General features: G+C 67.7%; 27 protein-coding genes and 1 pseudogene. 8 read left to right on the top strand and 20 right to left on the bottom strand.

What is annotated here, in order from left to right; genetic code table 11:
- Positions 1-156 precede the first annotated feature (156 nt).
- The 4 genes from ACTWPP_RS42970 to ACTWPP_RS42985 form a co-directional block, all read right to left on the bottom strand.
- Positions 157-696 (bottom strand): integrase core domain-containing protein, encoded by a 540-nt coding sequence (locus tag ACTWPP_RS42970; protein WP_443110242.1) that lies wholly within the window; start codon positions 694-696, stop codon positions 157-159.
- A complete protein-coding gene (locus ACTWPP_RS42975; RefSeq protein ID WP_443110243.1) occupies positions 650-1,162 on the bottom strand; it encodes a hypothetical protein in 513 nt (170 codons plus the stop codon). The genes ACTWPP_RS42970 and ACTWPP_RS42975 overlap by 47 nt, the downstream gene beginning before the upstream one ends.
- Positions 1,163-1,577: 415 nt before the next feature.
- On the bottom strand, positions 1,578-2,861 hold the full coding sequence (locus tag ACTWPP_RS42980; protein ID WP_443110244.1) for an IS256 family transposase: 1,284 nt from the start codon (positions 2,859-2,861) through the stop codon (positions 1,578-1,580).
- Positions 2,862-2,956: 95 nt separating this feature from the next.
- Entirely contained in the window at positions 2,957-3,598 is a 642-nt protein-coding gene (locus ACTWPP_RS42985) for a DUF7662 domain-containing protein (protein ID WP_443110245.1), read from the bottom strand.
- A gap of 68 nt (positions 3,599-3,666) precedes the next feature.
- On the opposite strand from ACTWPP_RS42985, the gene ACTWPP_RS42990 reads away from it, so the two are divergent.
- Positions 3,667-3,888 (top strand): hypothetical protein, encoded by a 222-nt coding sequence (locus ACTWPP_RS42990; RefSeq protein WP_443110246.1) that lies wholly within the window; start codon positions 3,667-3,669, stop codon positions 3,886-3,888.
- Positions 3,889-4,024: 136 nt separating this feature from the next.
- Positions 4,025-4,603 (top strand): hypothetical protein, encoded by a 579-nt coding sequence (locus tag ACTWPP_RS42995; protein ID WP_443110247.1) that lies wholly within the window; start codon positions 4,025-4,027, stop codon positions 4,601-4,603.
- Positions 4,604-5,289: 686 nt separating this feature from the next.
- Here the strand turns inward: ACTWPP_RS42995 and ACTWPP_RS43000 are convergent.
- Both ACTWPP_RS43000 and ACTWPP_RS43005 read right to left on the bottom strand, forming a co-directional pair.
- Complete coding sequence (locus tag ACTWPP_RS43000; RefSeq protein WP_443110248.1) at positions 5,290-5,826, bottom strand: hypothetical protein; 537 nt, start codon at positions 5,824-5,826, stop codon at positions 5,290-5,292.
- Complete coding sequence (locus tag ACTWPP_RS43005; protein WP_443110249.1) at positions 5,789-6,130, bottom strand: hypothetical protein; 342 nt, start codon at positions 6,128-6,130, stop codon at positions 5,789-5,791. The genes ACTWPP_RS43000 and ACTWPP_RS43005 overlap by 38 nt, the downstream gene beginning before the upstream one ends.
- A gap of 399 nt (positions 6,131-6,529) precedes the next feature.
- Between ACTWPP_RS43005 and ACTWPP_RS43010 the strand changes: the two genes are divergently transcribed.
- On the top strand, positions 6,530-7,093 hold the full coding sequence (locus tag ACTWPP_RS43010; protein WP_443110250.1) for a hypothetical protein: 564 nt from the start codon (positions 6,530-6,532) through the stop codon (positions 7,091-7,093).
- 85 nt (positions 7,094-7,178) lie between these two features.
- On the opposite strand, the gene ACTWPP_RS43015 is transcribed toward ACTWPP_RS43010, so the two are convergent.
- Positions 7,179-7,418 carry a pentapeptide repeat-containing protein gene (locus ACTWPP_RS43015; protein WP_443110251.1) on the bottom strand — a complete coding sequence of 80 codons (240 nt, stop codon included), beginning with the start codon at positions 7,416-7,418 and terminating at the stop codon, positions 7,179-7,181.
- A 199-nt stretch (positions 7,419-7,617) separates the two neighbouring features.
- Between ACTWPP_RS43015 and ACTWPP_RS43020 the strand changes: the two genes are divergently transcribed.
- Entirely contained in the window at positions 7,618-8,895 is a 1,278-nt protein-coding gene (locus ACTWPP_RS43020) for an AlbA family DNA-binding domain-containing protein (RefSeq protein WP_443110283.1), read from the top strand.
- Between the two features lie 607 nt (positions 8,896-9,502).
- On the opposite strand, the gene ACTWPP_RS43025 is transcribed toward ACTWPP_RS43020, so the two are convergent.
- From ACTWPP_RS43025 to ACTWPP_RS43035, 3 genes are all read right to left on the bottom strand, one after another.
- Positions 9,503-9,736, bottom strand: coding sequence for a hypothetical protein (locus ACTWPP_RS43025; protein WP_443110252.1), 234 nt, complete (start codon positions 9,734-9,736; stop codon positions 9,503-9,505).
- Between the two features lie 1,377 nt (positions 9,737-11,113).
- On the bottom strand, positions 11,114-11,551 hold the full coding sequence (locus ACTWPP_RS43030) for a hypothetical protein (RefSeq protein ID WP_443110253.1): 438 nt from the start codon (positions 11,549-11,551) through the stop codon (positions 11,114-11,116).
- Positions 11,552-11,650: 99 nt separating this feature from the next.
- Entirely contained in the window at positions 11,651-11,857 is a 207-nt protein-coding gene (locus ACTWPP_RS43035; protein WP_443110254.1) for a hypothetical protein, read from the bottom strand.
- Positions 11,858-12,102: 245 nt separating this feature from the next.
- On the opposite strand from ACTWPP_RS43035, the gene ACTWPP_RS43040 reads away from it, so the two are divergent.
- The gene (locus tag ACTWPP_RS43040) at positions 12,103-12,570 is read left to right on the top strand and encodes a DUF1877 family protein (protein ID WP_443110255.1); all 468 of its coding nucleotides are present in this window, start codon (positions 12,103-12,105) and stop codon (positions 12,568-12,570) included.
- Between the two features lie 72 nt (positions 12,571-12,642).
- Here ACTWPP_RS43040 and ACTWPP_RS43045 read toward each other — a convergent pair whose 3' ends face one another.
- The 3 genes from ACTWPP_RS43045 to ACTWPP_RS43055 all read right to left on the bottom strand — a co-directional run bounded on the left by ACTWPP_RS43045 (position 12,643) and on the right by ACTWPP_RS43055 (position 14,236).
- A complete protein-coding gene (locus ACTWPP_RS43045) occupies positions 12,643-12,852 on the bottom strand; it encodes a hypothetical protein (RefSeq protein WP_443110256.1) in 210 nt (69 codons plus the stop codon).
- A gap of 15 nt (positions 12,853-12,867) precedes the next feature.
- Positions 12,868-13,290: a hypothetical protein gene (locus ACTWPP_RS43050; RefSeq protein ID WP_443110257.1), complete on the bottom strand. Its 423-nt coding sequence runs from the start codon at positions 13,288-13,290 to the stop codon at positions 12,868-12,870.
- Positions 13,291-13,978: 688 nt separating this feature from the next.
- Complete coding sequence (locus ACTWPP_RS43055; RefSeq protein ID WP_443110258.1) at positions 13,979-14,236, bottom strand: hypothetical protein; 258 nt, start codon at positions 14,234-14,236, stop codon at positions 13,979-13,981.
- Positions 14,237-14,363: 127 nt separating this feature from the next.
- Here ACTWPP_RS43055 and ACTWPP_RS43060 point away from each other — a divergent pair, with 127 nt between their 5' ends.
- Positions 14,364-14,804 (top strand): hypothetical protein, encoded by a 441-nt coding sequence (locus ACTWPP_RS43060; protein ID WP_443110259.1) that lies wholly within the window; start codon positions 14,364-14,366, stop codon positions 14,802-14,804.
- A 20-nt stretch (positions 14,805-14,824) separates the two neighbouring features.
- Here the strand turns inward: ACTWPP_RS43060 and ACTWPP_RS43065 are convergent, their stop codons facing one another.
- Genes ACTWPP_RS43065 through ACTWPP_RS43075 form a run of 3 tightly spaced genes read right to left on the bottom strand, consistent with a single transcriptional unit; the run spans position 14,825 to position 16,229 of the window.
- The gene (locus tag ACTWPP_RS43065; protein WP_443110260.1) at positions 14,825-15,811 is read right to left on the bottom strand and encodes a hypothetical protein; all 987 of its coding nucleotides are present in this window, start codon (positions 15,809-15,811) and stop codon (positions 14,825-14,827) included.
- Positions 15,812-15,862: 51 nt separating this feature from the next.
- Positions 15,863-16,063, bottom strand: a complete 201-nt coding sequence (locus ACTWPP_RS43070) for a DUF6221 family protein (protein ID WP_443110261.1) — start codon at positions 16,061-16,063, stop codon at positions 15,863-15,865.
- A 16-nt stretch (positions 16,064-16,079) separates the two neighbouring features.
- Positions 16,080-16,229: a hypothetical protein gene (locus ACTWPP_RS43075; protein ID WP_443110262.1), complete on the bottom strand. Its 150-nt coding sequence runs from the start codon at positions 16,227-16,229 to the stop codon at positions 16,080-16,082.
- A gap of 852 nt (positions 16,230-17,081) precedes the next feature.
- On the opposite strand from ACTWPP_RS43075, the gene ACTWPP_RS43080 reads away from it, so the two are divergent.
- Positions 17,082-19,742: a DEAD/DEAH box helicase gene (locus ACTWPP_RS43080; protein ID WP_443110263.1), complete on the top strand. Its 2,661-nt coding sequence runs from the start codon at positions 17,082-17,084 to the stop codon at positions 19,740-19,742.
- A 332-nt stretch (positions 19,743-20,074) separates the two neighbouring features.
- On the opposite strand, the gene ACTWPP_RS43085 is transcribed toward ACTWPP_RS43080, so the two are convergent.
- Positions 20,075-21,397, bottom strand: a complete 1,323-nt coding sequence (locus ACTWPP_RS43085; protein WP_443110264.1) for a DUF1996 domain-containing protein — start codon at positions 21,395-21,397, stop codon at positions 20,075-20,077.
- Positions 21,398-21,579: 182 nt separating this feature from the next.
- Here ACTWPP_RS43085 and ACTWPP_RS43090 point away from each other — a divergent pair.
- Positions 21,580-21,789 (top strand): annotated as a pseudogene (locus ACTWPP_RS43090) (helix-turn-helix domain-containing protein); the annotation flags it as partial.
- A gap of 99 nt (positions 21,790-21,888) precedes the next feature.
- Here the strand turns inward: ACTWPP_RS43090 and ACTWPP_RS43095 are convergent.
- The 3 genes from ACTWPP_RS43095 to ACTWPP_RS43105 form a co-directional block, all read right to left on the bottom strand.
- Positions 21,889-22,488 carry a short chain dehydrogenase gene (locus ACTWPP_RS43095; protein ID WP_443110265.1) on the bottom strand — a complete coding sequence of 200 codons (600 nt, stop codon included), beginning with the start codon at positions 22,486-22,488 and terminating at the stop codon, positions 21,889-21,891.
- On the bottom strand, positions 22,485-23,993 hold the full coding sequence (locus tag ACTWPP_RS43100; protein WP_443110266.1) for a gamma-aminobutyraldehyde dehydrogenase: 1,509 nt from the start codon (positions 23,991-23,993) through the stop codon (positions 22,485-22,487). The genes ACTWPP_RS43095 and ACTWPP_RS43100 overlap by 4 nt, the downstream gene beginning before the upstream one ends.
- 110 nt (positions 23,994-24,103) lie before the next feature.
- On the bottom strand, positions 24,104-24,799 hold the full coding sequence (locus ACTWPP_RS43105; protein ID WP_443110267.1) for a GntR family transcriptional regulator: 696 nt from the start codon (positions 24,797-24,799) through the stop codon (positions 24,104-24,106).
- Positions 24,800-24,835 lie beyond the last annotated feature (36 nt).

A 24,835-nucleotide genomic window follows, 5' to 3' on the forward strand; every position in this document is an offset into this window, starting at 1 on the left:
GTAGGTGCCGTAGGTGCCGTAGGTGCCGTAGGTGCCGTAGGTGCCGTAGGTGCCGTAGGTGCCGTAGGTGCCGTAGGTGCCGTAGGTGCCGTAGGTGCCGTAGGTGCCGTAGGTGCCGTAGGTGCCGAAACTGGCCTGGTGAACGTCGGTGACTGCTCAATCAGCACCGCATCGCGCTGGGCGCGCGGTGAGAGCGGGCGGCGTTTGCGGCCGTAATAGGTGCCCAGGCACAGGTCCAGGACGCGGCACACCGGCTCGACCCTGCACTTGCCGAAAACTACGTCCGCGCAGGTCAACAGCATGATCGTACTCGTTGAGGATTCCGCCCAGACGTTGTCTACTTTGGATGTCCAGGTGGGCGATCTGGTCTGGTTCGGTGATTGGCGGAGGCAGCGGCTTCAACGGGCGGGCGTTGGCGATGCCCTGGTGAGGCCGATGCTCGTTGTAGAAGGTCTCGAACTCGCGGAGAGCGTGGAGCAGGTGACCCTGGTTCCAGATCAGCGTGCGGTCCAAGAGCTCAAAGCGGCACGTCTGAACCCACCGTTCCATCGCTGCGTTCATTCTCGGCATCCGCACCCCGGTGAGCACCGTCCGGATGCCGGCATCGGCCAGGATGGCGTCGAACAGGTCGGGGAACGTGCCGTCCCGGTCACGGATCAGAAACCGTGCACGGCAGCCCGCGTCCTCCAGGTCCATGACCAGGTTCCGGGCCGCCTGGGTCATCCACGAGGCAGTCAGGTGAGTGGTTGCGCCCAGAACCCGGATGCGGCGGGTGGGGTGCTCGATCACCGCGAGCACGTGGGGCGCCGGCGAGGGTAACGGTCTCCAGGAAGCCGCACGCCAGCAGCGCCTCGGCCTGCGACCGCAGGAATCCGGCCCAGGTGGTGGCGGAACGCTCGGGCGCCGGGTCGATGCCGGCGTCGTTGAGGATCTCCCAGACAGTGGAGGCCGCGATCTTGATGCCGAGCACCAGCAGTTCGCCGTGCACCCGCCGGTAGCCCCAGCTCGGGTTCTCCCGCACCAGGCGCAGTACCAGCAGCCGGATGGAGCGGACGGTCGGCAGTCGGCCCGGTCGCTTGGGTCTGGAGCCAGCGGCGTGCCAGCCCGCGATCAGGTCGCGGTGCCAGCGCAGCACCGTGTCCGGCCGCACCAGGAGCCGCATCCGCCGTAGCGCGCCGGAAGGTAACCGATGCAGCAGTGCCGTGAGCAGTGCCCGGTCCGGACCGGTGAACCTCACTCTCCTTCCGTCCAGCTGGCGCTCCAGCACGGCGATCTGATGCCGCAACACCAAGATCAGTGTGCTTGTCCCGATCGGTCATCGGAAGCAGACGCAGCACCGCGAACGTGTTCGCCGCGGTCAAGTAAGCCAGTCGCAGGAGCACAACCGTTCATCATCCCGCGGCGAACGCCATGCCGTTGTCTGCAATGCGACTGATCAAGCCCGCGTCGGAGTCCGTCACCCTCTGCACCTCTCACCTGCACGGACGTGGTTTTCGGCAGGCACAGCGGCGACGAATCACGGCGACGGCCAGGGCGCCGATGCCGAGGAGCAATAGTCAAGACCTGTGGATCAGGTTCTAGGCGGCTTCTGGTCGGTCGTCGGGGCGTTCGACGAGCGTGCCGTTGATGAAGGTTGCTCCGGCGCGGACGAGGGCGACGAGGTGGGGTGCGTTGACCGCTCGCCAGCGGGTCTGGGCGGACTCGATGAGCTTGAACGCCATGGCCAGGCCGGCGGCCCGTGAGCCGGGGCCCTTGGTGACCTTGGTGCGGTGGCGGACCGTGGCGAAGGTGCTCTCGATCGGGTTGGTGGTCCGCAGATGGATCCAGTGTTCGGCGGGGTAGGCGTAGAAGGCGAGCAGCTCGTCCAGGTCGTCGAGTACCTTGGCCACGGCCTTGGGGTGCTTGGCGCCGTAGGCGGCCTCGAACGCCTTCACCGCCTGTCGGGCGTGGGTTTCGTCCTCGGCGTTCCAGATCTCCGCCAGGTGCTTCTTGGCGCCCGGGTGCGCGGATTTCGGGAGCGCCCCCAGCACGTTGGCGATCTTGTGGAACCAGCAGCGCTGCTGCTTGGCCTCGGGGAACACCTCACCCAGCGCGCCCCAGAACCCCAGCGCCCCGTCCCCGACCGCCAGTACCGGGGCGCGCATCCCGCGGCGCCGGCAATCGCGCAGCAGGTCGGCCCAGGACTCGGTCGACTCCCGGTAGCCGTCGGCCAGGGCGATGAGCTCCTTGCGGCCGTCGGCCCGCACTCCGACCATGACCAGCAGGCAGAGCCGGTGCTCCTCGAGCCTGATGTTGACGTGGACGCCGTCGGCCCACAGGTAGACGTAGTCGACCTCGGACAGGTCGCGGTCGGCGAAGACCCGCTGGTCGGCCTTCCACTGCTCGGTGAGCCTGGTGATGACCGGCCCCGACAGCCCGGCCGACGAGCCCAGGAACTGGCCCAGCGCCGGGACGAAGTCCCCGCTGGACAGGCCGTGCAGGTACAGCAGCGGCAGCACCTCGCTCACCCGCGGGGTCTTACGCGCCCAGGGCGGCAGGATCGCCGAGGAGAACCGCTGCCGCTCACCCGTGACCGGGTCGGTGCGCTTGTCGTTGACGCGCGGGGCCTTCACCTCGATCGCCCCCGCCGAGGTCAGGACCTCGCGCGGCTGGTGCGAGCCGTTGCGCACCACCAGACGACGACCCTGCTCGTCGCGCTCATCGATGAACCGGGCGACGTAGGCGTCGACCTCGGCCTGCAGCGCCTCGGCCAGCATCCGGCGGGCGCCCTCCCGGACGATCTGGTCAATCAGCGATGCGGACGGGGCCGCGTTCCCCGCATGGCTGTCGCCGTCGGCAGAGTCGGACACTACGGTGAGCATGGGTGTGCCTTCCCGACCGACGTTGGCGCGTCGGCCTGCGTGAGCCTCAACAGATCACCGGGAAGGTACACCCCTTCCCGGCCGATCCACAGGTCTCAAGCATTGCTCTCGTTCGCACGCAGCAATCCATATCCGCCACTGAGAATGATTAACGACGCGTCGCTGGACACAGCGTCCCTCAAGGCGGCGTCGGCGGCGGCGTAGAAATGCCCGCTGTAGCGCCGCCAGGCGGGCATCAGTTGCCGCTCATCCAAATCGGCGGCCGCACGGTTGTGTTCTCGAGCCGCCGCAAGGGCGGACGGCCACCGCGTCGCCCGCTGGCTCGATGCGCCGCCACCGGGGCGCTTGGTCTTGGAGCAGGGGATCACGAGCAGGGCGCTGCGGACATCGACCTCCTGCAGCTCCAGGAGGGCATCGGTCGGCGACGCGGGTGGCGTCGCGCGGTTCTCCCGTTGCGTCCAGGGAGACGGCCTCACGGGGGCGGCGGCTCCGGCTCGGCGGAAGGTCACCGAGTGGCCCCGCTGGATCTCCGACGCGGCATAACCGGCGGCCTGCCACGCGCGCACGTGCGAACGATCACCGTGCCACCACTGCGGATGATGCTGGACGGCCGAATCCGGCACCCCACCCACGATCGAGCCCAGTTCCTCCCACGACAGAGTGACCGAGCCCTCGTCCGGCGGACGCGCGGCCAGAAATGTGGTGAGGGCGGCCCAGTTCGCCCGACTTCCGGTCACGTTCGGCCACCTCCCGGATCGAGCCGCCACCCCAGGGACGCTTACCGCACCGTACCGACAATGCCGACATGCTGAAGACAGCAGCATTCGTTTCAGCACACCGCATTACGGTATCGGGAGAGGCGAAGTTCGTAGCCGGTTTCAGCACCGGAAATGGTGAGGGCTCTTCCGCCGCTGGTGGCCACACTCCAGATCCACGGCATGACATGACGCAGGCGCTCGTCGGATGCGTCGCAGATGGCTTGGCGTACGGCCAGACGCAGGGCCTGGAGATCCTCGAGGTGGCCTGAGGGGCGGTTCCCAAGGCGGGCCCGAAGCCGAACGATAATTTGCCTGATGGTTTGAGTCGTTCTAACGCCCTTTCACATGCGTTTGACCCCACCAGGACGATCATTGTGAACAGCAAGGTGGTTCTGGGGAGTAACCATGAACAAGTTCGCCCATGCATCAGGCGCCGCCGCTGCGTGCGTGCTCCTTGTCCTGCTTGGGTGCGGAACCGAGAACGAGGCATCGCGGAAAGCCAACCAGCCAGCCCTTCCGACGCTGGGCGAAGGCAAGAGCCTGACCGTGGAAGTCTCCGACGTGACGGGCTCGATAGCGCGCGAGGAGTTCACGCTGACGGAGCTGAAGACCACCGAGAGTCTCTATGACGAGACTTTCGAGCAGGCGCAGCCCGCGGAGGGAAAGTTCGTGTGCGCTGAGTTCAAGATCAAAAACGTTGGCTCTACGGAGGGTGATAGCACGACGACGGGGAAGCGGGTCGGGGCCGATGGCAAGGTGCAGGATCTCGGCTTCATCGTCGGCATCAGCTGTCGCAGTCTCGGCATGGCCGACTCCCTCCACAGTCCCAGCAACCCCAAAGCGGGGCAGTACGTCATGACCAGCGTGCTCTACGATGTGCCAACTCAGCAGCCCGGGGCGATCGTCGTCAGCGACGGTGGCGACTCCCAGCTCTTCCGCATCAACTACGCCCCCGAATCCGCTCGGGTGAAGATTACCGAGTAAGGCGGGGGCCGCCCCTGAGCTGTTGTGCGCTCCCATGACCCTCCCGGTGTTATCCCGGACGGCGTCCCGTGTCCCGTTTTCCACAGCTCGCCGTTCCTCGGCGGTGCAGGCGCGGCGGCCAGTGAGGTGGACGCCATGGCCACCTCAGCGACCACTACACCGGCCGTGATACTCACTCCCGGCGCCATGCTGGCGAGGCTCGCCAGGACACTGGCGATCAGATCGCGGGCCCTGCTCGGGATGCGGCTGAAGGTGTGCGCGCGTCAGGATCGGCGTCCATGGCCTGCTGCGAACCTTGCTGTTGGACCGGCAAATGCGGACGACGGCGCGGACCTTCGCGCGGCCTGCCGTGCGGCCCATGGCGCGGACCGCTGTGCGGACTTCACAACGTGAGGGGCCCGGCGCCCGGCGCCAACCGGCCGGGGCCGGTAGGTGGGGCCCTCTACCCCGGTAGGCCCTCGGGTAAGGCGCCGGTGGCCTGCCGGGGTAGAGGGGGTGGAGGGTCAGCTACCGCCCGGCTCGCCACAGCGGAGGGTTCTCCAACGAGGTGCCCTTCTAGCGCGAATCGTCGGACTCGGTTCTTCTGCGACCCGCCGTGGCTTCGGGAGTTCTGGGCCATGTCCGAGCCGCCGGCCACACAGCCCTACTTTCGCGGCGGGTGACACGGGACCCGAGCGGCGGGCCTCCTAGCGCTGGCCCCGTCGCTGACGTCGCCGCCGCCGCCCGGATCTGTTCGGTAGGACGATGAAGTACTCCTTCGGCACGCCCAACTCGAGCGCCGCCCGCCCGACGTCGCGCCGCAGCGGTTCACCAGCCAGCACCCGGTCCATCAAGTTCCCTGCCTGCAGAAGCACCACCACGCCCCAGATCACATCCGCGTAGCTGCGCCGCTCCGGAACATCTCGCACCGCCACCCTCTTCTTTCCGGCGTCGGCAATCGCCTCGACGTACAGCTCCGCACTCCGCACCGAAGGGTGCGTGTAGCTGCACAGGAGCCGGTACAGGTCGTACATCGCCGGGTGTCCGTACGCGATGACGAGGTTGCTGAAGTTTGCCTTCTCGCCCAAGACGGTGCCGTGCTTGTTCCTCTCTTGCTCATCGGCGAAGTCGAACTCGGGCCTGTCTTCGAACTTCACCTGCCCGGCGATCGACCAGCCGTTCTCGCGCACTCCCTGGAGGAGGTCGTTACGTTTCTCCCAGCCGAGCTCCGCCAGCGCCCGCATCGCGCCCTGCCCCGTGGTCGATGAGCCACGCCATCGAGTAGACGTACTCGATCATCACCCGCGTCAGCGGCGCTGTCTCCCCGTCAGACAGCTCCCCCTCGACCTTGTAGAAGACCGATGCCGTCCGCGTCAGGTACCGCCACCACCCGAACAGCGCCAGCGCGATCTCCTCATGCTCGGCCTTGACCGTGAAGCCGTCGGGGTCCGAGGCGATGGCGTCGTAGGCGGATATCAGCTTGGGTGCGACGGCGCGAGCCCGGGTCGCTGCCGTCGGATTGTCGCCGAATTCATAGGGTTGTGCCACGCCAGCAAGCCTGGAGGAATTAACAGCCCTGGAGCCTGCTGGCCTAAGGCCTGTTCCGGTCACTGTGGGGGCAAGACGCCCCCGGGGACGATGGACCTATTGGTTGAGGCCGACCCGTGCCGACCCATAACGAGAGCGCAGCGGCTACGGCACCGCCAGCCGCCAGGACCGCCTGCCAGGCGATGCTGTCGCGGAGAGGGCGCGGCGGGGGGTGGTTCCGGGGGCTGGGGTGGGGGTGGTCACGGACTACATGACAAGAGACATTGTCATGTAGTCACCTGCATCGCTTCGGCCGGTGCTGGCCTCCTTGTTACGGCGGATCGAACCGCCTTGAACCACAGCCCGTCCAACCGACAGAACGTGGACCGCGCCCCCACCGGGTGCACATCGGAGGTGGCCATGGCCGCGACGTGGAGCCTGATCATCACCACCGCCGGTGCCGTCGCCACGACGCTGCTCGGCGTCATCGTCGGCGGCCTGGTCTCCAGCCGCGCACAGGCCCGGCACTGGACACGGGACCGGGAGATGGAAGCCTGCGCGCTCCTGCTGCGCGAGTCCTCCAACATCTTGATCGAGCTCGCGGCGATGAACGGTCGACGCGTCAACCCTCGGGCAGGCGAGGTACGTCCCGTTTCGGGACAGTCAAGCGAGATCGACTGGCGGCCGTGGAACGAGGCGCTGGCCATGGTGAACCTGATCGCCAACGACCAGATTGTCGAGGCGGCACACGTGCTCGACGCGGAGATCTGGCCCGTCCACCTCAAGATCAAAGCCGAGATGCTCCAGGGAGACGACTGGTTCCCCCTCAGAGACCAGATCGAACAACGCCGGCGCGAGTTCATCAACGTCGCGCGCCGGCAGCTCGGCGCGACCGGCCGGCCGCTGCACCGGATCTCCGGCCGCCCGGAGCTGAACGATCCCGTATGGGAGCTCCGCCGTCCCCGGCGCAACTCAGCCGAGTAAAGCCACAACACGTATTACAACGGCCTCTCACAGCCTCCTTGCCAGAAACACACTCGGGCAGCACAAGCGTTGAAAACCGAACGTTTTACGACAGGTGGTCAGCCATGCCGTCCGGCAGTCCGGTCGGGCGCCGCCCCGTTGCTCTGTCAAATCTGACTATGCCGCCAGCGAACTGGGCGCTACCGAACTCGACGTTGCCGTCTTCGAACCTGCCGTGTGAGAAGTCGACCGTGCCGTCCTCGAACCGGGCACCGCTGAAGTCGACGCTGCCGCCAGCGAATTTCGCGCGTACGCTCGCGCACCTGGTCGGCCATCCGGCCCGCACCGGCCCACACCGCAGTCGTCACCGCTCCACCTCCGTACATGGCCTGAACTGGCAAAACACGCCGATACGATCCGGAACGCGGATAGCCTGCCGACATGTCTTTATCGATCGACCCCGCCCGCGCCTTCCTGCTGCCCTCACAATTGCGGCGCTTGGCGGAAGCCGTACGCGACGCCGACCCGAACGATGAGTCCAGTGGATCGAGTGGAAAAAGAGGCTTCCGCTCGGCACCGCCCCGGCGCGAGTGCACCTCGTGAAGCACATCCTCGGGTTCGCGAACCGGCCCCCCGAGGTGGCCGCACGATGGGCCGAGGGCCATGCCTACCTCCTCGTCGGAGTGAGTCCCGGGGAGGTCCACGGCGTAACGACGATCGACCACAACGAACTAGAGCAGGACCTCAAGCCGTTCATCGGCCCGGACCTTGTCTGGCACCCCGAGTACGTGAAGCTCGACGGCAAGGACGTACTCATCGTCGTGGTCGATCCGCCCAAGTACGGCGACCCGATCCACTTCCTCCGAAAGCCCCTGCCCAGCCCAGACGGCAAGGGACACGTCCACCCGGAACACTGGGTGTTCATCCGCCGCAATGCCCAGACGGTGAAGGCGGAGCCCGGAGATTGGCAGATGCTTCAGCAGCGGTTTGCCGCCTCACAGAACGTCTTGGACGTCGAAGTCGTGCCCATGCGGCAACTGATCGAGAGGCTGGCCGACTTTCCAGAGCATGTCATCGCCCAGTTCGAGCGCCACCGCGAGCGAATCGCTGACACCAGCCGCCGATCCGGCCCGGGGTTCTTCCAGGTGCTGGCCAGCTATGAAGACCGCACCCGGGAGGAGTATCTGGCCGATGTAGCCGAGTACCTCAAGAAGCTGGAGTACTGCCTGGGCAAACGCCTCCAGGACGAGTGGGCGCGCCACGCTCCTGGCGGCCTTTCACTGGCGCTGGTGAACCGCGTCGACCGGCCGTTCCGAGACGTCAGGGTCATCGCCACACTGGAGATCGACGGCGAACTCCATTGCCTGGATCCGGTCGAGGATGACCTTCCGACGTTCCGCCCCCCGCGCCCACCGCGTGCCTACGGCACGCCTGCAGAACTGCTGCCTGCCCCATGGGCCCGCCATCCACGGGGCGGCTACGACCCTGCGGCCTTGAGGAGATACACCCAGGAGGCGCTCTGCGGCTGGGAGGTACGGGAAACGCCAAGCGGCCTGTGTATCGAGTTCAGGGCCGAGGACCTTCGCCCAAAGGAGACGCTGGAGCTGCCTCACGTACCACTCCTGCTGGTGGCCGAGATCGGCGCCGAACTGACGGTGCAGTGGACCGCGGCAGGACTCGACGCTGATGGTGAGCGACGCAGAGACTTCACGCTCCCCGTCGCCCCTTCGACGCTCGACCCAATGACCGGCGAGGACCTGGGCATGTGGGGCCGGACTTCGGATGACCAGGAGGAGGAGTCCGAGGCATCCGAGGCCGAGTAGCGACCCCGGGACGTCGCTCCTCACATGTACATCGCCCACGGCCGCGCGGGCTTGTCCTCTTCGGGCGGGCGAGTCAGGAAAGCCCACCGGGCGACGGTCAACGCGATCACCGGGGTTATCTAGAGCTTCTGGAACGTGTCTGCGATGTCTATTTGTGACCGTTCTGCCGTCGTGACTGCCGTGGTGGAAGTGGTCATCTGCCGCTTGTCCATCACGGAGAACATGTTTGGAGGGACAGGTGTTCGTGCAGCGGGTTGTGCTGCCTGGGGCAGAGACGCAGTCATGGATGGTGCTCGGGGACGATGCCGTTCCGGTGGAGCCGGTCGAGGGGTTCCTGGCGTATATGACCGATATCGGCCGGTCACCGAACACGGTGAAGGGCGCCGGTCCCACACCCACGCGTCACCCAGGTACCGCTTGCGGACACCCTGCATCGCCGCCGTGAGCGCCGGATGCGGCCGGATCCGGATGGACGGCACCCAGCCCTCGGGCGCATCCCGGGGCCGGACGATCGCGTCGTACAGGCCCCCGCACGCCGCGCCCGTGTCGCGGCCCTTCACCTCCGCCAGCTCGACCTCGAAGTCGACAGGGGCGCCGTCCTCGCCGGTCAGGTCCTCCAGCGCCTCGGCCAGGTCCGGCTCAAGACTCCCCGTCGGTCCGGCCGGGCGATCGCCACCCCGGCGGGCCGCCACTTCACGACCCGCGCCCGGATCCATGGCGCCACCCACGAGGTGCCGGGCTCGTAGGCGACGATCTCGCCGTGCAGCAGGCCGTCCTCGCGCTCACCGACCACGGCGATCGACGCGGACTGCCGGTCCGGCGCCACCTCGACCGCGAACACGACGCGGTCGAGCGGGCGGAACTCGGGGTCCGATCTGGAGGGTCTGCTGGTGTTGTGCGCGGTGCTGGGGGAGGAATTCGGCGGTGGTGATGAACATCGGGCAGGTCAGGCAGGCGTTGGCGTGCGGGCAGGACGGCCTCGAACGCAGCCTTGGAGATGACCTCCCAGCCGCCGCCGACCGCCGGGTAGTTCCCGACGCCGAGGATCTCCCGGTCGACCCCCTTCACGCTCATGGAGTCGTGCAGCCGCTGGATCATCTCCTCCCGACACGCGGACACCCAGGCCCGGGTTCGTCTTCGCCCACGTGGCGGGGTCGTCGCGATCATCGTGCTCGGCGCACTCGCGCCCCCATTTCGACTCGTCTCCCGTCCGGAGGGTGCCCCCCGCCCCTGCCATGCACCCAGTGCGTTTTCGCAGGTCAGCCCCCTGTGTTTGTGTTAGTCACGAGCTGTGATGGTGATCGTGACTGTGGGCGGGGGTCACGGGGTGTGAGGAGCGAAGACGATCAAGCGATTCACGGGGCCGTGACATCACTGGGTGTCACCAGTCGCGCGGACCATGATCGTTACTCATCGGGAGGTCACGCTGTGTGTCACTCACGGTGTCCGGGTGGGTGGCGTGCTGGGCGTACCAGCGCAGGGCTGCCGCATGCGAGGCGGTCGGGCGCTCGTCCCTGCACCGGGCCAGGACCACGTCCTGACCTGGGTCGATTGTGATCAGGCGTGCACCGTGAGCCTGGTACTCGGCCAGGGCCTCGAGGGAGGGCGCCGAGTGGACCACCCACATGTCATGCCCCTCGACTGGCGGAGCCCCTCCCTGATCGCGGCGCGGCTCGCGCGGTGGGCAACCTGCTGGACGGGCCGGGGGTGCCGGTGGGTATCGGGTGTGCCCACCGTGAGGGCGGCGGCGATTAGGTCCCAGTCGATACGATGGAGCCGGGGGCGGCGTGCTCACGCACGTAGGTGGTCTTGCCGCTCGCGGGGGACCGGTCACCCCGTAGAGGGCCATCGTTGGGGGCTCCCTGGAAGGCCGAACTCCAGGCCGGTTGGGCGATTCGCCGGCGTACGCCCGGGGCGCGGTGCGAGACTGCTGGAGCGAGAGATTATCTGTCGTGGCCATCCAATGACCGGTCGCCGTGGCGGGGGGCGTGGCGTCCCCGGCACGACGGGAGAAGGCCGAAGATAATCATGCTCTGGCACAAGGCCACCCTAGGGGTGGCCATGACGTCCGGCCCGGACTGGGCCCTGCTCTTGACCGGCCTCGCGGTCCTCACTGTCCTGTGGGGCGTCCTGCTGCCCGCCGTGTGGTCGTCTGACCGGGCACGTCGCCGAGACGCGCGGAAGGTCCTCGTGTTCGTGCTCCAGTGGGCGGGCGACCTCATCCGACCTCGCGGAGGCCGCCGTTGATGGCTCTACGGCAGGCCCGAGGCCCTCCCGGCTGTGCCGCGTTTGTGCAGGTGGCATCACGGCGACCTGCTAACGCGGAGGGCTGCCATGGGGCGTCCACCTCGACGCCGTCCACCCCATCGAGTGCGACCCGCCGCAGCACCTGCGCGCGGGTCTCGCCCGCCTGTTCGGCCACCTCGGCGAGCAGCCGCAGGCCGACGTTCACCCCGGCGGAGACGGCGGCGTACAGCTCGGCCCGGTAGACCTCGGCCGCGTCGCGGGAGTGCGCGGCCAGGACGGTGCGCACGTCGTCGAGCGTGGGCGGGTCGGTGAGGCTGTAGCTGCGCTCGAACGCCGGCAGGGCATCAGGTGGTCGATCGCGGACGCGACGTCGAGCTCGGGGCGGTGCTCCTGCGCGGGGGGCGTCCACGTGATCGACCGCAACGCGATCAGCTCCGTCAGGGCCTTCTGGTGCGCGCCGGAGTCCATACCATCGACTGTACGGCCGCGTATGGCCTGGTGAGGGGCTCTACCAGTCCCGTGATCCGGCCACTTTAGGCCGGTAGGGGCGATCGCCCTTGGACTCGTTGCAGCAGCGGCCGCCGCACGGCTCACAGGGGGCGTTCGCGCTGTGCGCGGGCGCCAGGTTCGCCGGGTCGTTCGGGGCGCCGCCCATGGCCTTCCAGCGGGCCAGCGGGATCTTGTGGTCGGCGTACGTCGCGCCCGGTGGCCGCACAGCCAGCAGATCCCGGCGCCTTCGGCGAGGGCCTGGGCGCGGGCGCGGCGCCAGGAGCGTCCCTTGCACCCGGCGGTGCGGGCGGGCATGTGGCCTCCCAGCCGATCGACAAAAGGGGTCCCTAACGACCCAAAGTGGCGAAACTCCCATGGGTGTGGCTCGAACGGAGTGAGACATCTGCCCAGTTCAGGAGCCGCTGTGGAGTGATGGCACGTGGTGCGATGGCGTGGATAACATCTCTGGGCATGCTTGGAGTGCACTTCGCTGTCACCGCCGAGCAGGAGCGGTTCCTGCTCTCAGCGAATGATGAGAGCGACATCAAGGTCGGGGACGTCCTGGAAGACATTGAAGAAAACTGGGATGACGGCGGCCTGTCGGTGTCCAGCGACAAGGCGTGGGACGAGATCCATCGCTGTCTCAGCGATGGGTCTCTCGATCCCGACGGCGGCGAGTACCCGCTGTCGCATGCCGTCCTTGGCGGTCGGCATCTTCATGAGGAGTACTACGTGGTGCATGTCACCGCTGCCGAAGTGCGGGAGGTGGCCGAGGCGCTGCATCGGGTGGACCAGGTGTGGCTGCGACAGCGATTCGACGCCATGGATGACGCCGACTACAACGGGCCACACGACGAGGAGGACTTCGAGTACACCTGGGAGAACTTCGTGGACATGCGAAAATTCTACGAGCGGGCGGTCAAAGCGGACGCGCGGTGATATTCACCGCGACCTGATCCGGCTTCCGAACACAAAGAACGTTGGTGTACCGAACTCAGGAGAGGCGGTCGATCAGGCGGTGAGGGTGTATTCCTCCTGGTGACGGGCTTGGTGGACACGTTGGTGTTCGCGGTCGAGGTGGTAGGTCCAGTACCGGTCGAGGTCGCCGTTGCTGATGACCGCTCGGAGCTTGAGGACGGCTTCGGCTCCGGCCAGTCCCCACCGGGCGCCGGTGATCTCCAGGCGGTCTCCGACCAGGTGCCTGGCCGTTCCCTCGACCACGCCGGTGGCGATCGGTCAGCCCTGCTCCAGGGCGTGGTCGTAGTGCAAATGTTCGCGGTGGCCGCTCAGGTAGCCGACGGCGGTCTCCAGCACTGCCCGCCGGCCGGCGGGCAGTGCGGCGGCCCGGGCGTTCATGTCCCGGGTCACCTGGTCGAGGTCGCCGGACAGCAAGCCGAGCGCCCAGGCGGCCACTTGCTGCTCGGCGGCGGGGTCGTCGGCGGTGTGCAGGCAGCGGGCGGCGCGCCAGCAGCACTCCAGCACGTGGACCAGATCGCAGACGATGTGAAGCGCTGCGTCGCGGCGGGCGGCTTCGTCTTGCAGGAGCCGGACCTGAGGCGGGTCGCCGTCGACCAGCGCGACCCAGGTGCGGGCGTGCGCCGCATACTGACGGGCTGACTCCTTGGCGTTTGCGCAGATAGTGGCTGGGTTACGGTTCATCCATGAGTGCCTGGACGACTCTTGTTTTGCCTGCTGGTGTGGGTGCGACCGCCAGCTTGATCACGACTTTCGCCACCACCTGGTTGAATCGTTGGGGCAGTCGGCGTGATAGGAGACGGGAAGAGGACCGAGTCGCCGCCGGTCAGATGACGGAGACCCTAAAGGCGCTCCTGAGGTTGCCCCCGCCTCCACGGGAGGGCACGACGGCCGAGGCATCTGCCATGAGAGGGACGGATGGCCTCCGGGGGGCGGAACTGGAGAAACTTAGGGAGTGGGAGTGGGAGCACCGCGAATGCTTGCTGTCGCTCCAAACGGTCTCGCGAGAATTTTCTCGCTCGGCCGTACGCAAGCGCCTTGACGACGCGCACCTGATCTTGAGCTTTCGCAACGACTTCTGGAGGCACCTGAGACAAGGTGAATTGAGTACCCGTCACATCGCCTGTAACGAGGCGCTCGAATGCATGGGTCGGGTTCGCCGTGGGAAGCGCGCGCCATCCCCAGGCGGAGAGTTCGTGGAGGCGTCCCTCTGGGCCAGGGACTTCCTGTCCTGGATGGAGGAGCCTGAGGGGGACCAGGAGCGGAGGGCGGGATGGCGCAACTTGGACCCACGGAGGCTGTTGCAATCGGCACGCCACCGAACGCGGAGACGATCCACCTAAGCCGCCGATCTTGAGAAAACTTCGGAATTCTAGGTCCAGCACATCCGGTCAGGAACACGCATCCGCGCACCTGGACGACCCTTAGCGCGCGAGGCTCGGCGCTCGTGCTCGACGTCGAGCAGCTCGTTCTCGCGCACGTAGCGGCCGGTGTGCCCGCAGACCTCGTACACGGGGAGGCGGCGCGCGGCGATCCAGCGGTCGAGGGTGCGGCAGGTCACCTCTGCCACGCGCGCGGCCTCGTCGAGCGTGAGCAGCTCGCTCAGCTCGTCGGCGGGGTCGAGTCTCACCCCTCCAGTGTGCGCGATCAGGGCTACACGCTTGCAGGTAGTCCGCAGAGGCAAGGGATCCTCCGATAGTGGCCAACAATCAGATTCTCATGCTTGGCAGCAACTCGGGCATCTAGGGTTCGTGCCGATGCTGGAAGAGACATGGAGCACCCGGGACGAACCCGTCCTTGAAGCGATCGTCGAGTTGATCGACGCCGGAAACCGGCTCGTCCGTCCGCACGACCTGGCTAGCCATACTGGCCTGGACATCGAGACCGTTCAGCGCGCCCTCGTCGCCCTCGCGCACGAGGATCCGCCGTTGTTCGAGTACACGGATTCGACTACGTACGGGTCGAAGTACACCGAACTCGACTCGATCAGGAATCCGACCGGCCACGCACGCCGGACCGTGCGGACTTGGCCGACTGCGGAGACTCTCGCGGACCGTCTCATCGCGGCACTCCAGGAAGCGGCGGACAACACCGAGGACGAAGAGCAGGCTGGCAGGCTGCGCAGAACAGGGCAGTGGTTCGGGTCAGCCGGACGAGACGTCCTCGTGAACCTCATCGCCTCGACCATCACAGGCTAAGCATTCCTCGCCAGCGCGATCTACCAGCCGACCTCCTGCGCTTCCCGAAGCAGTGACGCCGCCAGCATCACGGCCACGACCGCGTTCGCAGGGGTGCTGTGGGCGCGGCAGACCTGGTGGACGGTCACGTGCCGGTTGAGCCGCGTCGGCATCGGGTCGCCGGGGTCGTTCAGTGACGGGAACTGATAGCTCTTGAGCACCGTGCGCAGCGGCGTCAAGGCGCAGGTCGAGCGGACGGCCTCGAAGGAGGTTTCATCGTCCGGAACATCGAGGCGGTCGGGGAACCCTCCGAACTTCATCTTCTCCAGAGGGGCGTTCAGGAACGGGGCTCCCCGGGCCACCATGTGGTGCAGGAGGGTGTCCACGACCGTGGTCGCGCCAGCCTGGGCGGAGAAGTGCCGTCCGACGCTCAGGCAGTCCGCCGCCTCGGTCGCGAACTCCGCCAGTTCGTTGAGATTCGGATCCGTCACCTCCGTGAGGACGGCTGCGCAGTCGTCCGCGATGTCCTTGGCCCTCTCTGCGAGGATTATCCGGCGTTCGCTCTCATCCTCCGCGCCGATGAGTTCCTCGACGAGGATGGCGCGCGGCGTCCACGCGAGAGGGACGCCCTCATTCGTCACGATCTCGAATGCCGCGTCGATGTCGTCGACCGGCAGCTCGTGCCAGTTCGCGGGGAAGTGCCTGCGAAGGGCCTTCTCAGCCTGCTCGCCGAGCTTTACCAGGTCCGTCCGGAGCTTTTCCTGCAGGGGCCCAGCGAGGGCCTGCAAAGAGGCCCGCATCTCTTCGAACGGGTCGATCTTCAGGAGACTGAGTCGGACGAGGTGGCTCAGCGACTCCCTGAGAGGTGCGAGGAGGTCCCGTGTGATCGCATTCAGATCGGGCGCGGGAGGTACGAGCTTTATCGGAGGGACGATGGGAACGAAGGAGTCCGTGCCGCCCTCCGGCTGAGGCTCGTCGCTGCTCTCTTCGCCCTCGCCGGGCGGCTGCTCGTCGTCATCGGCGTCCATATCCGCACATGTTCGCCGACATGGGCGGCGGGCCGCCACCGACTTACTCTGCTACGGCCGCTCCCGGTCGAGGTGGGGCCGGGTCATGTCCCGGAGAGTCTGTTCGGCGAAGTGCACGAGGCGGGGGATACCGGACAGGAGCTCCTCCTCGCAGCGCACGAGGGTGCGGCGCCGGGAGTCGATCTCGCGCAGGACGCGTGCCGGCTCCCAGCGGGCTGCGTGAAAGGCGTCGGAGCGGGTGGGCCAGGCCATGTACCCGTCGTGCTCGTCATCGGGCCACAGGGTGATGGTGTTGTCCTCCGAGCCAGCGCCGGTTCGCGGCCTGCCTCGCCGTCTCCTCATCGTCGTCCAGGCCGCAGCGGACGAGGTCGATCAGCGCCTCGGTGTGCATGGCCGCGAGGGTCTCCGCAACGCTCACGGCGTCTCCGTCCTCGGGAAGTTGGCCGGCAGGCCCATGACGCCCTCGGCGAGGAAGTCGCCGTTGCGGTCGAGCAGGCGCCGCGCGCGCGGGTCCATGTCGTCGCGCGACGACCGGCACGCCGTACAGGGCGGCCACCGGTGACAGCCCCCATGGCGGTCCACTGGACGGTGCCGTCCCCATCCGGGCGAGCCACTCGTGCACCATCGCGCCGACCTCGACGCGGCCAGGCTGAGGCTCGGGGTCGGCGATCGGGAACCGCGCGACGAAGTCCTGGATCTGGTCGAGCATGTCGCTCACGGCCCCACCTCTGGTCGGCCGGGTCCGCCATGCGTCTCATCATGGCGGACCCGGCGGGGGGAACGCGGCGCCGCGGTGTCTGTCCGCCCACGATTTCCAGCTGCGCGTGATGAGTAGCGGAGGGTGGTGAAGTTCGAGACGCCGAGTAACGCGGCGAGGTTACGGGTCACGCGATATATTCGCTCCCCCAACCGCACCCGGTTGGCACCCGGTGGCGCGGTGTCCAATGGCCGCCCACGGTCCCGCCGATCAATGCGCAGATCTGGTGCGTGCCCCGCAGGGGGCACCCATCAGATCTGCGCACGCGTCGTCAGCGGCGATCGGGCGTATGGGTTCGGCCCGGGAGTGTGCACCAAGCTGCGACGCCCGTGACCGGCGGCTCCGGCAGGGTCAACTGGTTGTGGAAGCCCCTGCCGCTGGGCACATGCACCGCTCGGCTTGTAGATGGGATGCTCGTCGATCTTTCGGTGCGAGCCTTCACCGCTGCGTTGGCATCCTCTCAGCCTCAGCATTGGCACGAAAAGCTCGCCGCAGCAAGCCTCGTCCCTACAGATGCGGAAGACTGTGTCCGTGACGATCGACGACGACGCCAAGCGTCCACGCCCACGCTTCAGGCGGCGAACAGAGGCTCTGGTGGGTGCGGCCGACCCGGAGGCATTGTTTGGAGAGCTTCCCCGGACTCCCAAGGGGGTGGGTGCCTTATGGTCACACCAGGCCGACCAGCTCCGGACGTACGCCAACGACCACCGCGACAGTTCAGACGTGGCGCTTGAGCTGCCGACTGGGTCTGGTAAGACGCTCGTCGGCCTGCTGATCTCGGAGTGGCGGCGCCGGACGCTTGGTCAGCGAGTCGTCTACGCCTGCCCAACCAAACAGCTCGCCCGTCAGGTACTGCAGAAGGCGAACGACCAGGGCATCCCCGCTGTTCTCCTGACCGGTTCCCACGGGGACTGGGATCAGGCCGAGCTGGTCCGTTACACCCGTGGAGACGTCACCGCCATCACCACCTATAGCACTATCTTCAATCTCAACTCACACCTCGCCGACGCCCAGACACTGATGTTCGACGACGCCCACGCGGCAGAGGGTTTCGTCGCCGAGGCGTGGGCGCTGAGCGTCAACCGCAAGCTGGACCAGTACGGGCGGCTCTTCGACGCCCTAGGCGATTCCATTGAGTCGTCATTCGTCGCACGGATGGTCGCGCCGGATGGGCCAGCGGCCGATGCCAGCGAGGTCCGGCTCATCCCCATCGGGGCGGTGGCGCGTCGCGCCGCGGAGATCGATCGTGTCCTGGCGGAGCTTCAACGCGACCCCATGTACCGGTTCAGGATGCTGCGGGAGAACCTCAGCTCCTGCTTGTTTTACGTCTCGCGGCGCGAGTTCTACATCCGGCCGATGATCCCGCCGACGTTCGACCATGCTCCATTCACCGACCCGGTTCAGCGAATTTACCTGTCCGCGACCCTTGGTGACGCCGGTGAGCTGGAGCGCGCCTTCGGCCGCACCGATATCAGGCGAGTACCGGTGCCAACGGCGTGGGACCGCACCGGCAGTGGCCGTCGGTTCTTCATCTTCCCCGAGCTGGCGGCTCCCACGAGCATGGCGCCCGCGGACAGCCTAGACACCGAGGAAGAGGGGGAGAACGAGGCATCACCGAATGCTGGCCTGGTCGGTAGCCTGCTCGACCTGGCCAACAAGCGCCTGGTGTTGACACCGGATGACGACTCGGCCAGCAAGATCGCTGACATGCTCGGTGTCCCGGGGCCGGAACGGTTCACCGCCAAGGACGCCGACACCGGTATCCAACCGTTCATCGACGCCAACAGCGGCACGCTACTCGCACCGAATCGCTACGACGGCATGGACCTGGCCGCCGACGCCTGCCGCATGATGCTCATGGCCGGCCTGCCGACTGCATCGCATCTGCAGGACCGCTTCCTCGAGACCAAACTACGCGCCTCGGAGGTCCTCCAAGAGCGCATCCGGACCCGGGTGCTTCAAGGCTCCGGCCGGTGCACCCGCGGTCCGAAGGACTGGGCTGTCGTCGTGGTGACCGGCGAGGACATTCTGCGCTTCTTGTCTCGTGCAGAGGTGCGCAAGTCGCTACCAGTCGAGCTGCAGGCCGAAATCACATTCGGCCTCGAACAAAGCTTGGAGGCCGCCGACGACCTGGTCTATCTCGCCGAGAGCGCGCTCGAACAGGACCAGATCTGGCAGGAGGACGCCGAGCCCGAGCTCGCCAAACTGCGGCGCGGGGCCAGCCGCGAGCCCCAGCCGAACGTGGCCGAGCTGGCGACGAGCGCTAGGCGTGAGGTTCGGGCCTGGACCTGCGCCTGGCAGCAAGATTGGGAGTCGGCGGCGCGGGTCGCGATCGAAGTGATTGAGAACCTGAAGGCACCTGGCCTGCGGCCGTACCGCGCTCTCTGGGCGTACCTGGGCAGCGCCTGGTCGGCGTTGGCCTCCACCGACCATGCCTCCAGTGCTGCCCTCCGTAGTGCCGACCTGCTACGTACGGCGCACGCCGCGGCAGTTGGCACCACCTGGCTCAAGGAGGTCCAGCCGCTCCCGAGCACCACCTACGATTCTGATCCAGTGGACGAACAAGGCGTCGAGGGAGTCTTGGCCCTCCTCAAAGGCCGCCTGAGCTCGCCAGTAAATTTCGAGCGTCAGTCCGCCACCATGCTGGCCAACCTGAACCAGCAAGAGGCCACCAAGTACGAGCAGGGCCTCGTGTCACTCGGCCAATTCCTGGGCGCAGATGCCTTTAAGCCGACTGGCAAGGGACGGGCCGACGCCGCGTGGATCTGGGAGTCGTGCTGGATGACCGTTGAAGCCAAGAGCGAGCAGGAGGCCGAGGGGATGCTGAGCATGGACTACGTGCGGCAGACCAACACCCAACTCGCTTCCCTGACTGCCGACCGCGACGTAGAGGAGCCTCCTCAGGGCAGCATCTCGATCATCGTTACGCCACGCAGTGTGGTCGATCCAGACGCCGTGCCGATCGCGGACCCTCACGTCTACCTTTCAATGCCGAAGCTGGTGCTCGATGTTGCGCACGACGCAGTGCGAGCGTGGAAGGAGCTGCGCGGCATGGCCAAAGGTGTCTCCGAAGAAGCGTTGCACGTAGACGTGGCCCGTGTCCTCTGGGAGCACCGCGTGCTGCCCACTCAAGTGCGGGAGCGGCTGTCCAGAGACCCGATTCGTGGCGTGTGAGCAATCAGCACTGGCATCGGCCAGCCGCTGGGTGAACTGCGCTTCCCCTGAGATCGTGGAGACCCAACCTTCTCCCAGGTTCGGTCTCCACGATCTCAGGGGAAGCGCAGCCTGCCACTACTTCGAAAACGGACACTCCTCGCGTGAGCACCATCCGTCACCACGACAATCTTGGAAGAGCCCCTGAGGGAATACCCCCACGGGGTGCCGCGACGCGTTGAACATCCACCCCGCTCGTGACGTGCGTCGGGTCGTCCGGGCGGACGGTCAGTGGTATGCACGTGCTGTCCCCCTGGCGGCACGGGGCCTGGCCAGGGGGACGGCTTGCGTGGTCAGCCGCAGCGGCGGCCGGTGTTGATGCACTTCACGGCGGTGCGCATCAGGGCGTCGGGCATGACGTTGATGAAGTCGCCATGGTCGGTGATGGGTTTGTGGACCTGCTCGGGGAAGGTGTCCAGCGCGTAGGCCACGCCGCGCGGCACGTTGTAGGTGATCCGCTGTTCCAGAGCGGGGATCGCTTTCATCCCGGTGGGGCAGGCGCCGTGGGCATTGGGGAAGGCGACGTGACTGCGGTGGTCGGAGCTGTCGGTGTTGACGCCGTCCCAGCAGCTCTCGAACTGCAGGATCCGCACGACCCTGGTCCCGGCCGGGCACAGCGGGTACTTGTCGGCGAGGCGGCGGCTCTCGAACCCGGTGCAGGTCCAGGAGGCGTTGGCCCTGGCGCCGCCGTTGGTGAACGCCTTGGCGTCCCCGGTGATGATCCGCAGGAACCGCGGCATCGCGGTCACCTTGGCGACCGGGCTGCCCGACATCCGCAGGGAGACGCTCGCGGGTGTGAGGATCTTCCCGACGTTGCCGTCCACGCCGCCGCCGGGGGCGTCGGCGTCGCGCTCGATGCTGCCGTTGCGCAGGCGCAGCACGGGCCAGTAGTGCGTCGACTTGTCCCCGTTGGTGCACGTTGTTCCGGCTGCGGCCAGGCTCTGATCGGTGGACTGGCCGGTGGTGGAGGTGTTGCCGACGTAGTCGTGGACGTGGTGGGCGCCGTTGCTGACTCCCGGAGCGGAGATGACGTTGTCGGAGTTGAACTGGCCCCGGACGTTACGGCCGCAGCGCGAGGCGAAGCTGCCGACCGACGCGTTCGCCGTCCTGCGCGGCGCCCGGAGATTCGGCGCGACCTTGCGGATGTCGACGAAGTCCGCGGCGGTGAGCCCGGCGGCCTGCCGGCCGCCGTTTCCCGTCTGGCCGGTGAGGGAGCACGCGGCCAGAGCGTCCAGGCCGGCGGGCCGGACGGCGACGCGGCCGATGGCGCCGGCGATGCGATCGATGGTCGCGGCCCGCTTGGCCTGGAGCGGGCCGAGGACGGCGTTGCGGACGAAGTCCGGGCCGCCCTGGCCCACCGAGGCTCTCATCCTCCGGTTCGCCTCGGCGACCTGGACATCCAGCCGCGCGAGGTTGCGATCCACCTCGGCTTTGGCCTGCGGCGGCACCCGGGGCAGCTTGCCCGCCACGGACGGGCAGGTGATCGACGGGGGTGCCTGCGCGCCGGGCGTGCCGGCGAGGGCGGGCGTCGTGGCCGAGGCCGAGACGATGCCCACCGCCAAGACGAGGGGCACCACACGGCGCCGAGGCCGATGCTGGGGCTTGTGCTTACGCATGAGTCCTCCTGTTCCGCTCCCGAGCGGGGTGGGAGTGGTGCGATCACAGTGACCCACGCGACGCGCGATCAGAACGCATATCACGCCCACGTCACAGGTTCGTAAGAACGCCGTCGCGGAGGACCAGCCGTCCGGCAAGGCGCCTTCCGCATCAGGAGGCGGGCGATTATGTGCCGACTGCCATGGGGCGGTTCGCGGTTCGTCCCCCGCCCGGTTACGGCGACGGAGCCGGCCGCCATCGATCCCCATTCCGGTGGTGGCCGTTCAACGTCCCTTCCGGCGATGAGCGGGTGCACGTGCACCCGCAGAGCGTGCGCTACCGCATCCGCCGCCTCCAGGAGATGTACGGCGGCGACGTAGTCGACCCCGACGCCAGGCTCGACATGAGCATCGCGCTGAACGCCCGCCTCCAGTTCCCCACGCCAGCGGCAGGTCCGAAATGGCGGCGGACCCATCCCGGGCAGTGCACGGACGGCGGACGAATTGTCGTGTCAGATCGCGTAGATCCGGCCCGTGTCGGTTCCCTCGACCGACCGGACGAATGCCCGGCCGACGTCGGCGGCGGGAACGGACGGGAAGCCGGGGAATGCTTCGCCGTACTTGCCCAGCGATTCGGTGAGCACGGTCGGGCTCACCGCGTTGATGCGCTGCTCGCCCCACAGCTCGGCGGCGGTGGCGCGCACCCAGGCCTCGAGGGCGCCGTTGACGGCCGAAGCGACGCTCCCTGTGCGGATGGGCTCGCGCGCGAGAATTCCGGTGATGAGGGTGAACGAGCCGCCGGTGCGCACGTGGTCCGCGGCCTGCCGCACCAGTTCGACCTGTCCGAGGAGCTTGCTGTTGATCCCGGACTTCCAGGCGTCGCGGTCCATCTGACGCCATGGACCGAACGGTGTCGAACCGGCGGTGCACGCGACGGCGTCCAGGACGCCGGCCTTGTGGACGATGTCGTCGATCTGGGCCGGATCGGAAATGTCGACGGGCCATTCGCGTGACCCGCGGTGCGCCGCGATGACGTCATGGCCGCGGTCCGACAGGGCTGCGTGCACCGCGCCGCCGATGGCGCCGGTCGCGCCGACGAGCAAGATCTTCATTCTGCCGGGTCCTCCACGCTCAGGTGAACGGTGCTGTGCCACGGTTTGGCCGCCGCTCCGGTGATGTCGGACATCACGTGTTTGATCTGTGTGTACTCGTCGAAGGAGTAGGCCGACATGTCCTTGCCGTAGCCGGATGCCTTCATGCCGCCGTGCGGCATCTCCGAGATGATCGGAATGTGGTCGTTGATCCAGACCGTGCCGGCCGCGAGCGAGCGCGCGGCGGCCTGCGCCCTGTACACGTCCCGGGTCCACGCGGACGCGGCCAGTCCGAACGGCACATCGTTGGCCAGCCGGATGGCCTCGTCGTCGGTGTCGAACGGCAGGGCGACGAGAACGGGGCCGAACACCTCGTCCTGGACGATCTCGCTGCGCTGGTCCGCGCCGACGAGAAGGGTGGGCTCGTAGTACGCGCCGGCCACCAGCTCACCGCCGGGCGCGCGGGCGCCGGTGACGGCCTGGGCGCCGTCCCGCAGGGCACGTGCCACCATCGCGGCGACCCGGTCACGCTGCTGGAACGACACCAACGGGCCCTGGTCGGTACCCCGTTCGGCGGGCGCGCCGAGACGCAGGCGCCGCATGAGCGCGGCGACGCCCGCCACGAAATCGTCGAAGAGGGTGTGGTGGACGTAGGCGCGCGTCGCCGCGGTGCAGTCCTGCCCGGTGTTGATCAGGGCGGCCGCGGCCGCGCCGCGGACGGCGGCGTCGAGGTCGGCGTCGTCGAAGACCACGAAGGGGGCCTTGCCGCCCAGCTCCAGGTGCAGCCGTGTCCCGTTCCGGGCGGCCAGGCCCGCGATGCGCCGGCCGACCGCGGTGGATCCGGTGAAGGAGGTCATGCTGATCTTCGGGCTGGTGACCAGGGCCTCCCCCGTCACGGGGCCGGTGCCGTTCACCATGTTGACGACGCCCGCCGGCACCCCGGCCCGGGCGCAGGCTTCGGCGAGCATCAGCGTGGTGATCGGCGTGTTCTCCGCGGCCTTGAGGACGATGGTGTTGCCCGCCGCGATCGCCGGCATCACCTTCCACACGGCCATCTGGAGGGGGTAGTTCCACGGGGCGATGGAACCGACGACGCCGATCGGTTCCCGCCGGATCATCGAGGTGTGGTACCCGGAGTATTCACCGGCCGCCCTGCCCTCAAGGTGCCGGGCGGCTCCGGCGAAGAACGAGACGTTGTCGATGGATCCGGGAACATCGAACTCGCGGCTGAGCCGGATCGGCTTTCCGGTCTGTGCGGTCTCGGCCTGGGCGAGGTCTTCGGCGACGGCGCCGAGTTCCGCGGCGAGTGCGTGCAGCACCGCCGAGCGTTCGGCCGGCGTGGCCCGGGACCATTCGGGGAACGCGCGGGCCGCGGCGCCGATGGCGGAGTCGACGGTGTCCGGCGTGTCGGCACGGTAGGTCCAGATGACGTCACCGGTCGACGGATCGACGACCGGGACTTCGGGGCCGCTCCCGGCTCGGCGTACTCCATCGATGTAGTTGCTCGTCTTCGTCCATTCGGGCATGGGTCACTCCTGGTACGGGGGGGGGTGGCGGCCGCCGATGGGCTGCGCTGGGCAGGAGTCATCGCGGCACGATGCGTTGGTTTCCGGAAGAGGACGAGGTGGCGGAGGCGTCAGTTCGAACCGGAGCGGAACCCGATGAGCTTGACGACCTCTTCGGCGCTTCTGGCGATGTGCTCGCGAACCTCGGTGACGATCCGCTCCTCCTCGCCGGAGGCGATCACCTCGACGAGCCGTACGTGCAGCTCGGCGTCTCGTGCGATGTCGGCGCGGGTCGCCTGGTCGAGCGACATGGCCATCCGGATCTGGGATTCCACGAGGGGCCAGATGCGCGTGAGCATCTGGTTCTCCGCGCCTTCCCACAGGGTGCGGTGGAACTCCAGATGGGTGATGTCGATCTTGACGAGGTCGTCGGCGTCGATCGCGTCGAGGTGCGCCTGCAGGGCTTGGCGCAATGCCGCCATGCCCTTCCCGTCCCGATGTTTCGCCAGCTGGAGGGCGGCCAGGGTTTCCAGCGAGACGCGGACGTCCGCGACGTCGAGGAGGTCCTCGGGGCTCGGCTTCGCGACGCGGATGCCCTTGTAGGGCTCCTGTACGAGGGAGCCCTCGTGGATCAGCTGGTGAATCGCTTCCCGTATGGTCGGCCGGCTGACCCCCAGCGCCGCGGCGAGAGGGGCTTCCTTGACGCGCTGCCCGGGGGCGAGTTCACCCGACAGCAGCGCACGGCGGATGGCGTCGACGACGACTTCGCGCCTCGTGGCATTGTTGACTGGGGTCAGCGCCGGTTCCCGCTCCCGCCCGGTTGTCATTCAACGCCCCCTTCTGTTATTCACCAGTGAGTGTCG

The sequence above is a fragment of the Actinomadura sp. 3N407 genome (genome assembly GCF_052245875.1).
Lineage (GTDB): Bacteria > Actinomycetota > Actinomycetes > Streptosporangiales > Streptosporangiaceae > Spirillospora.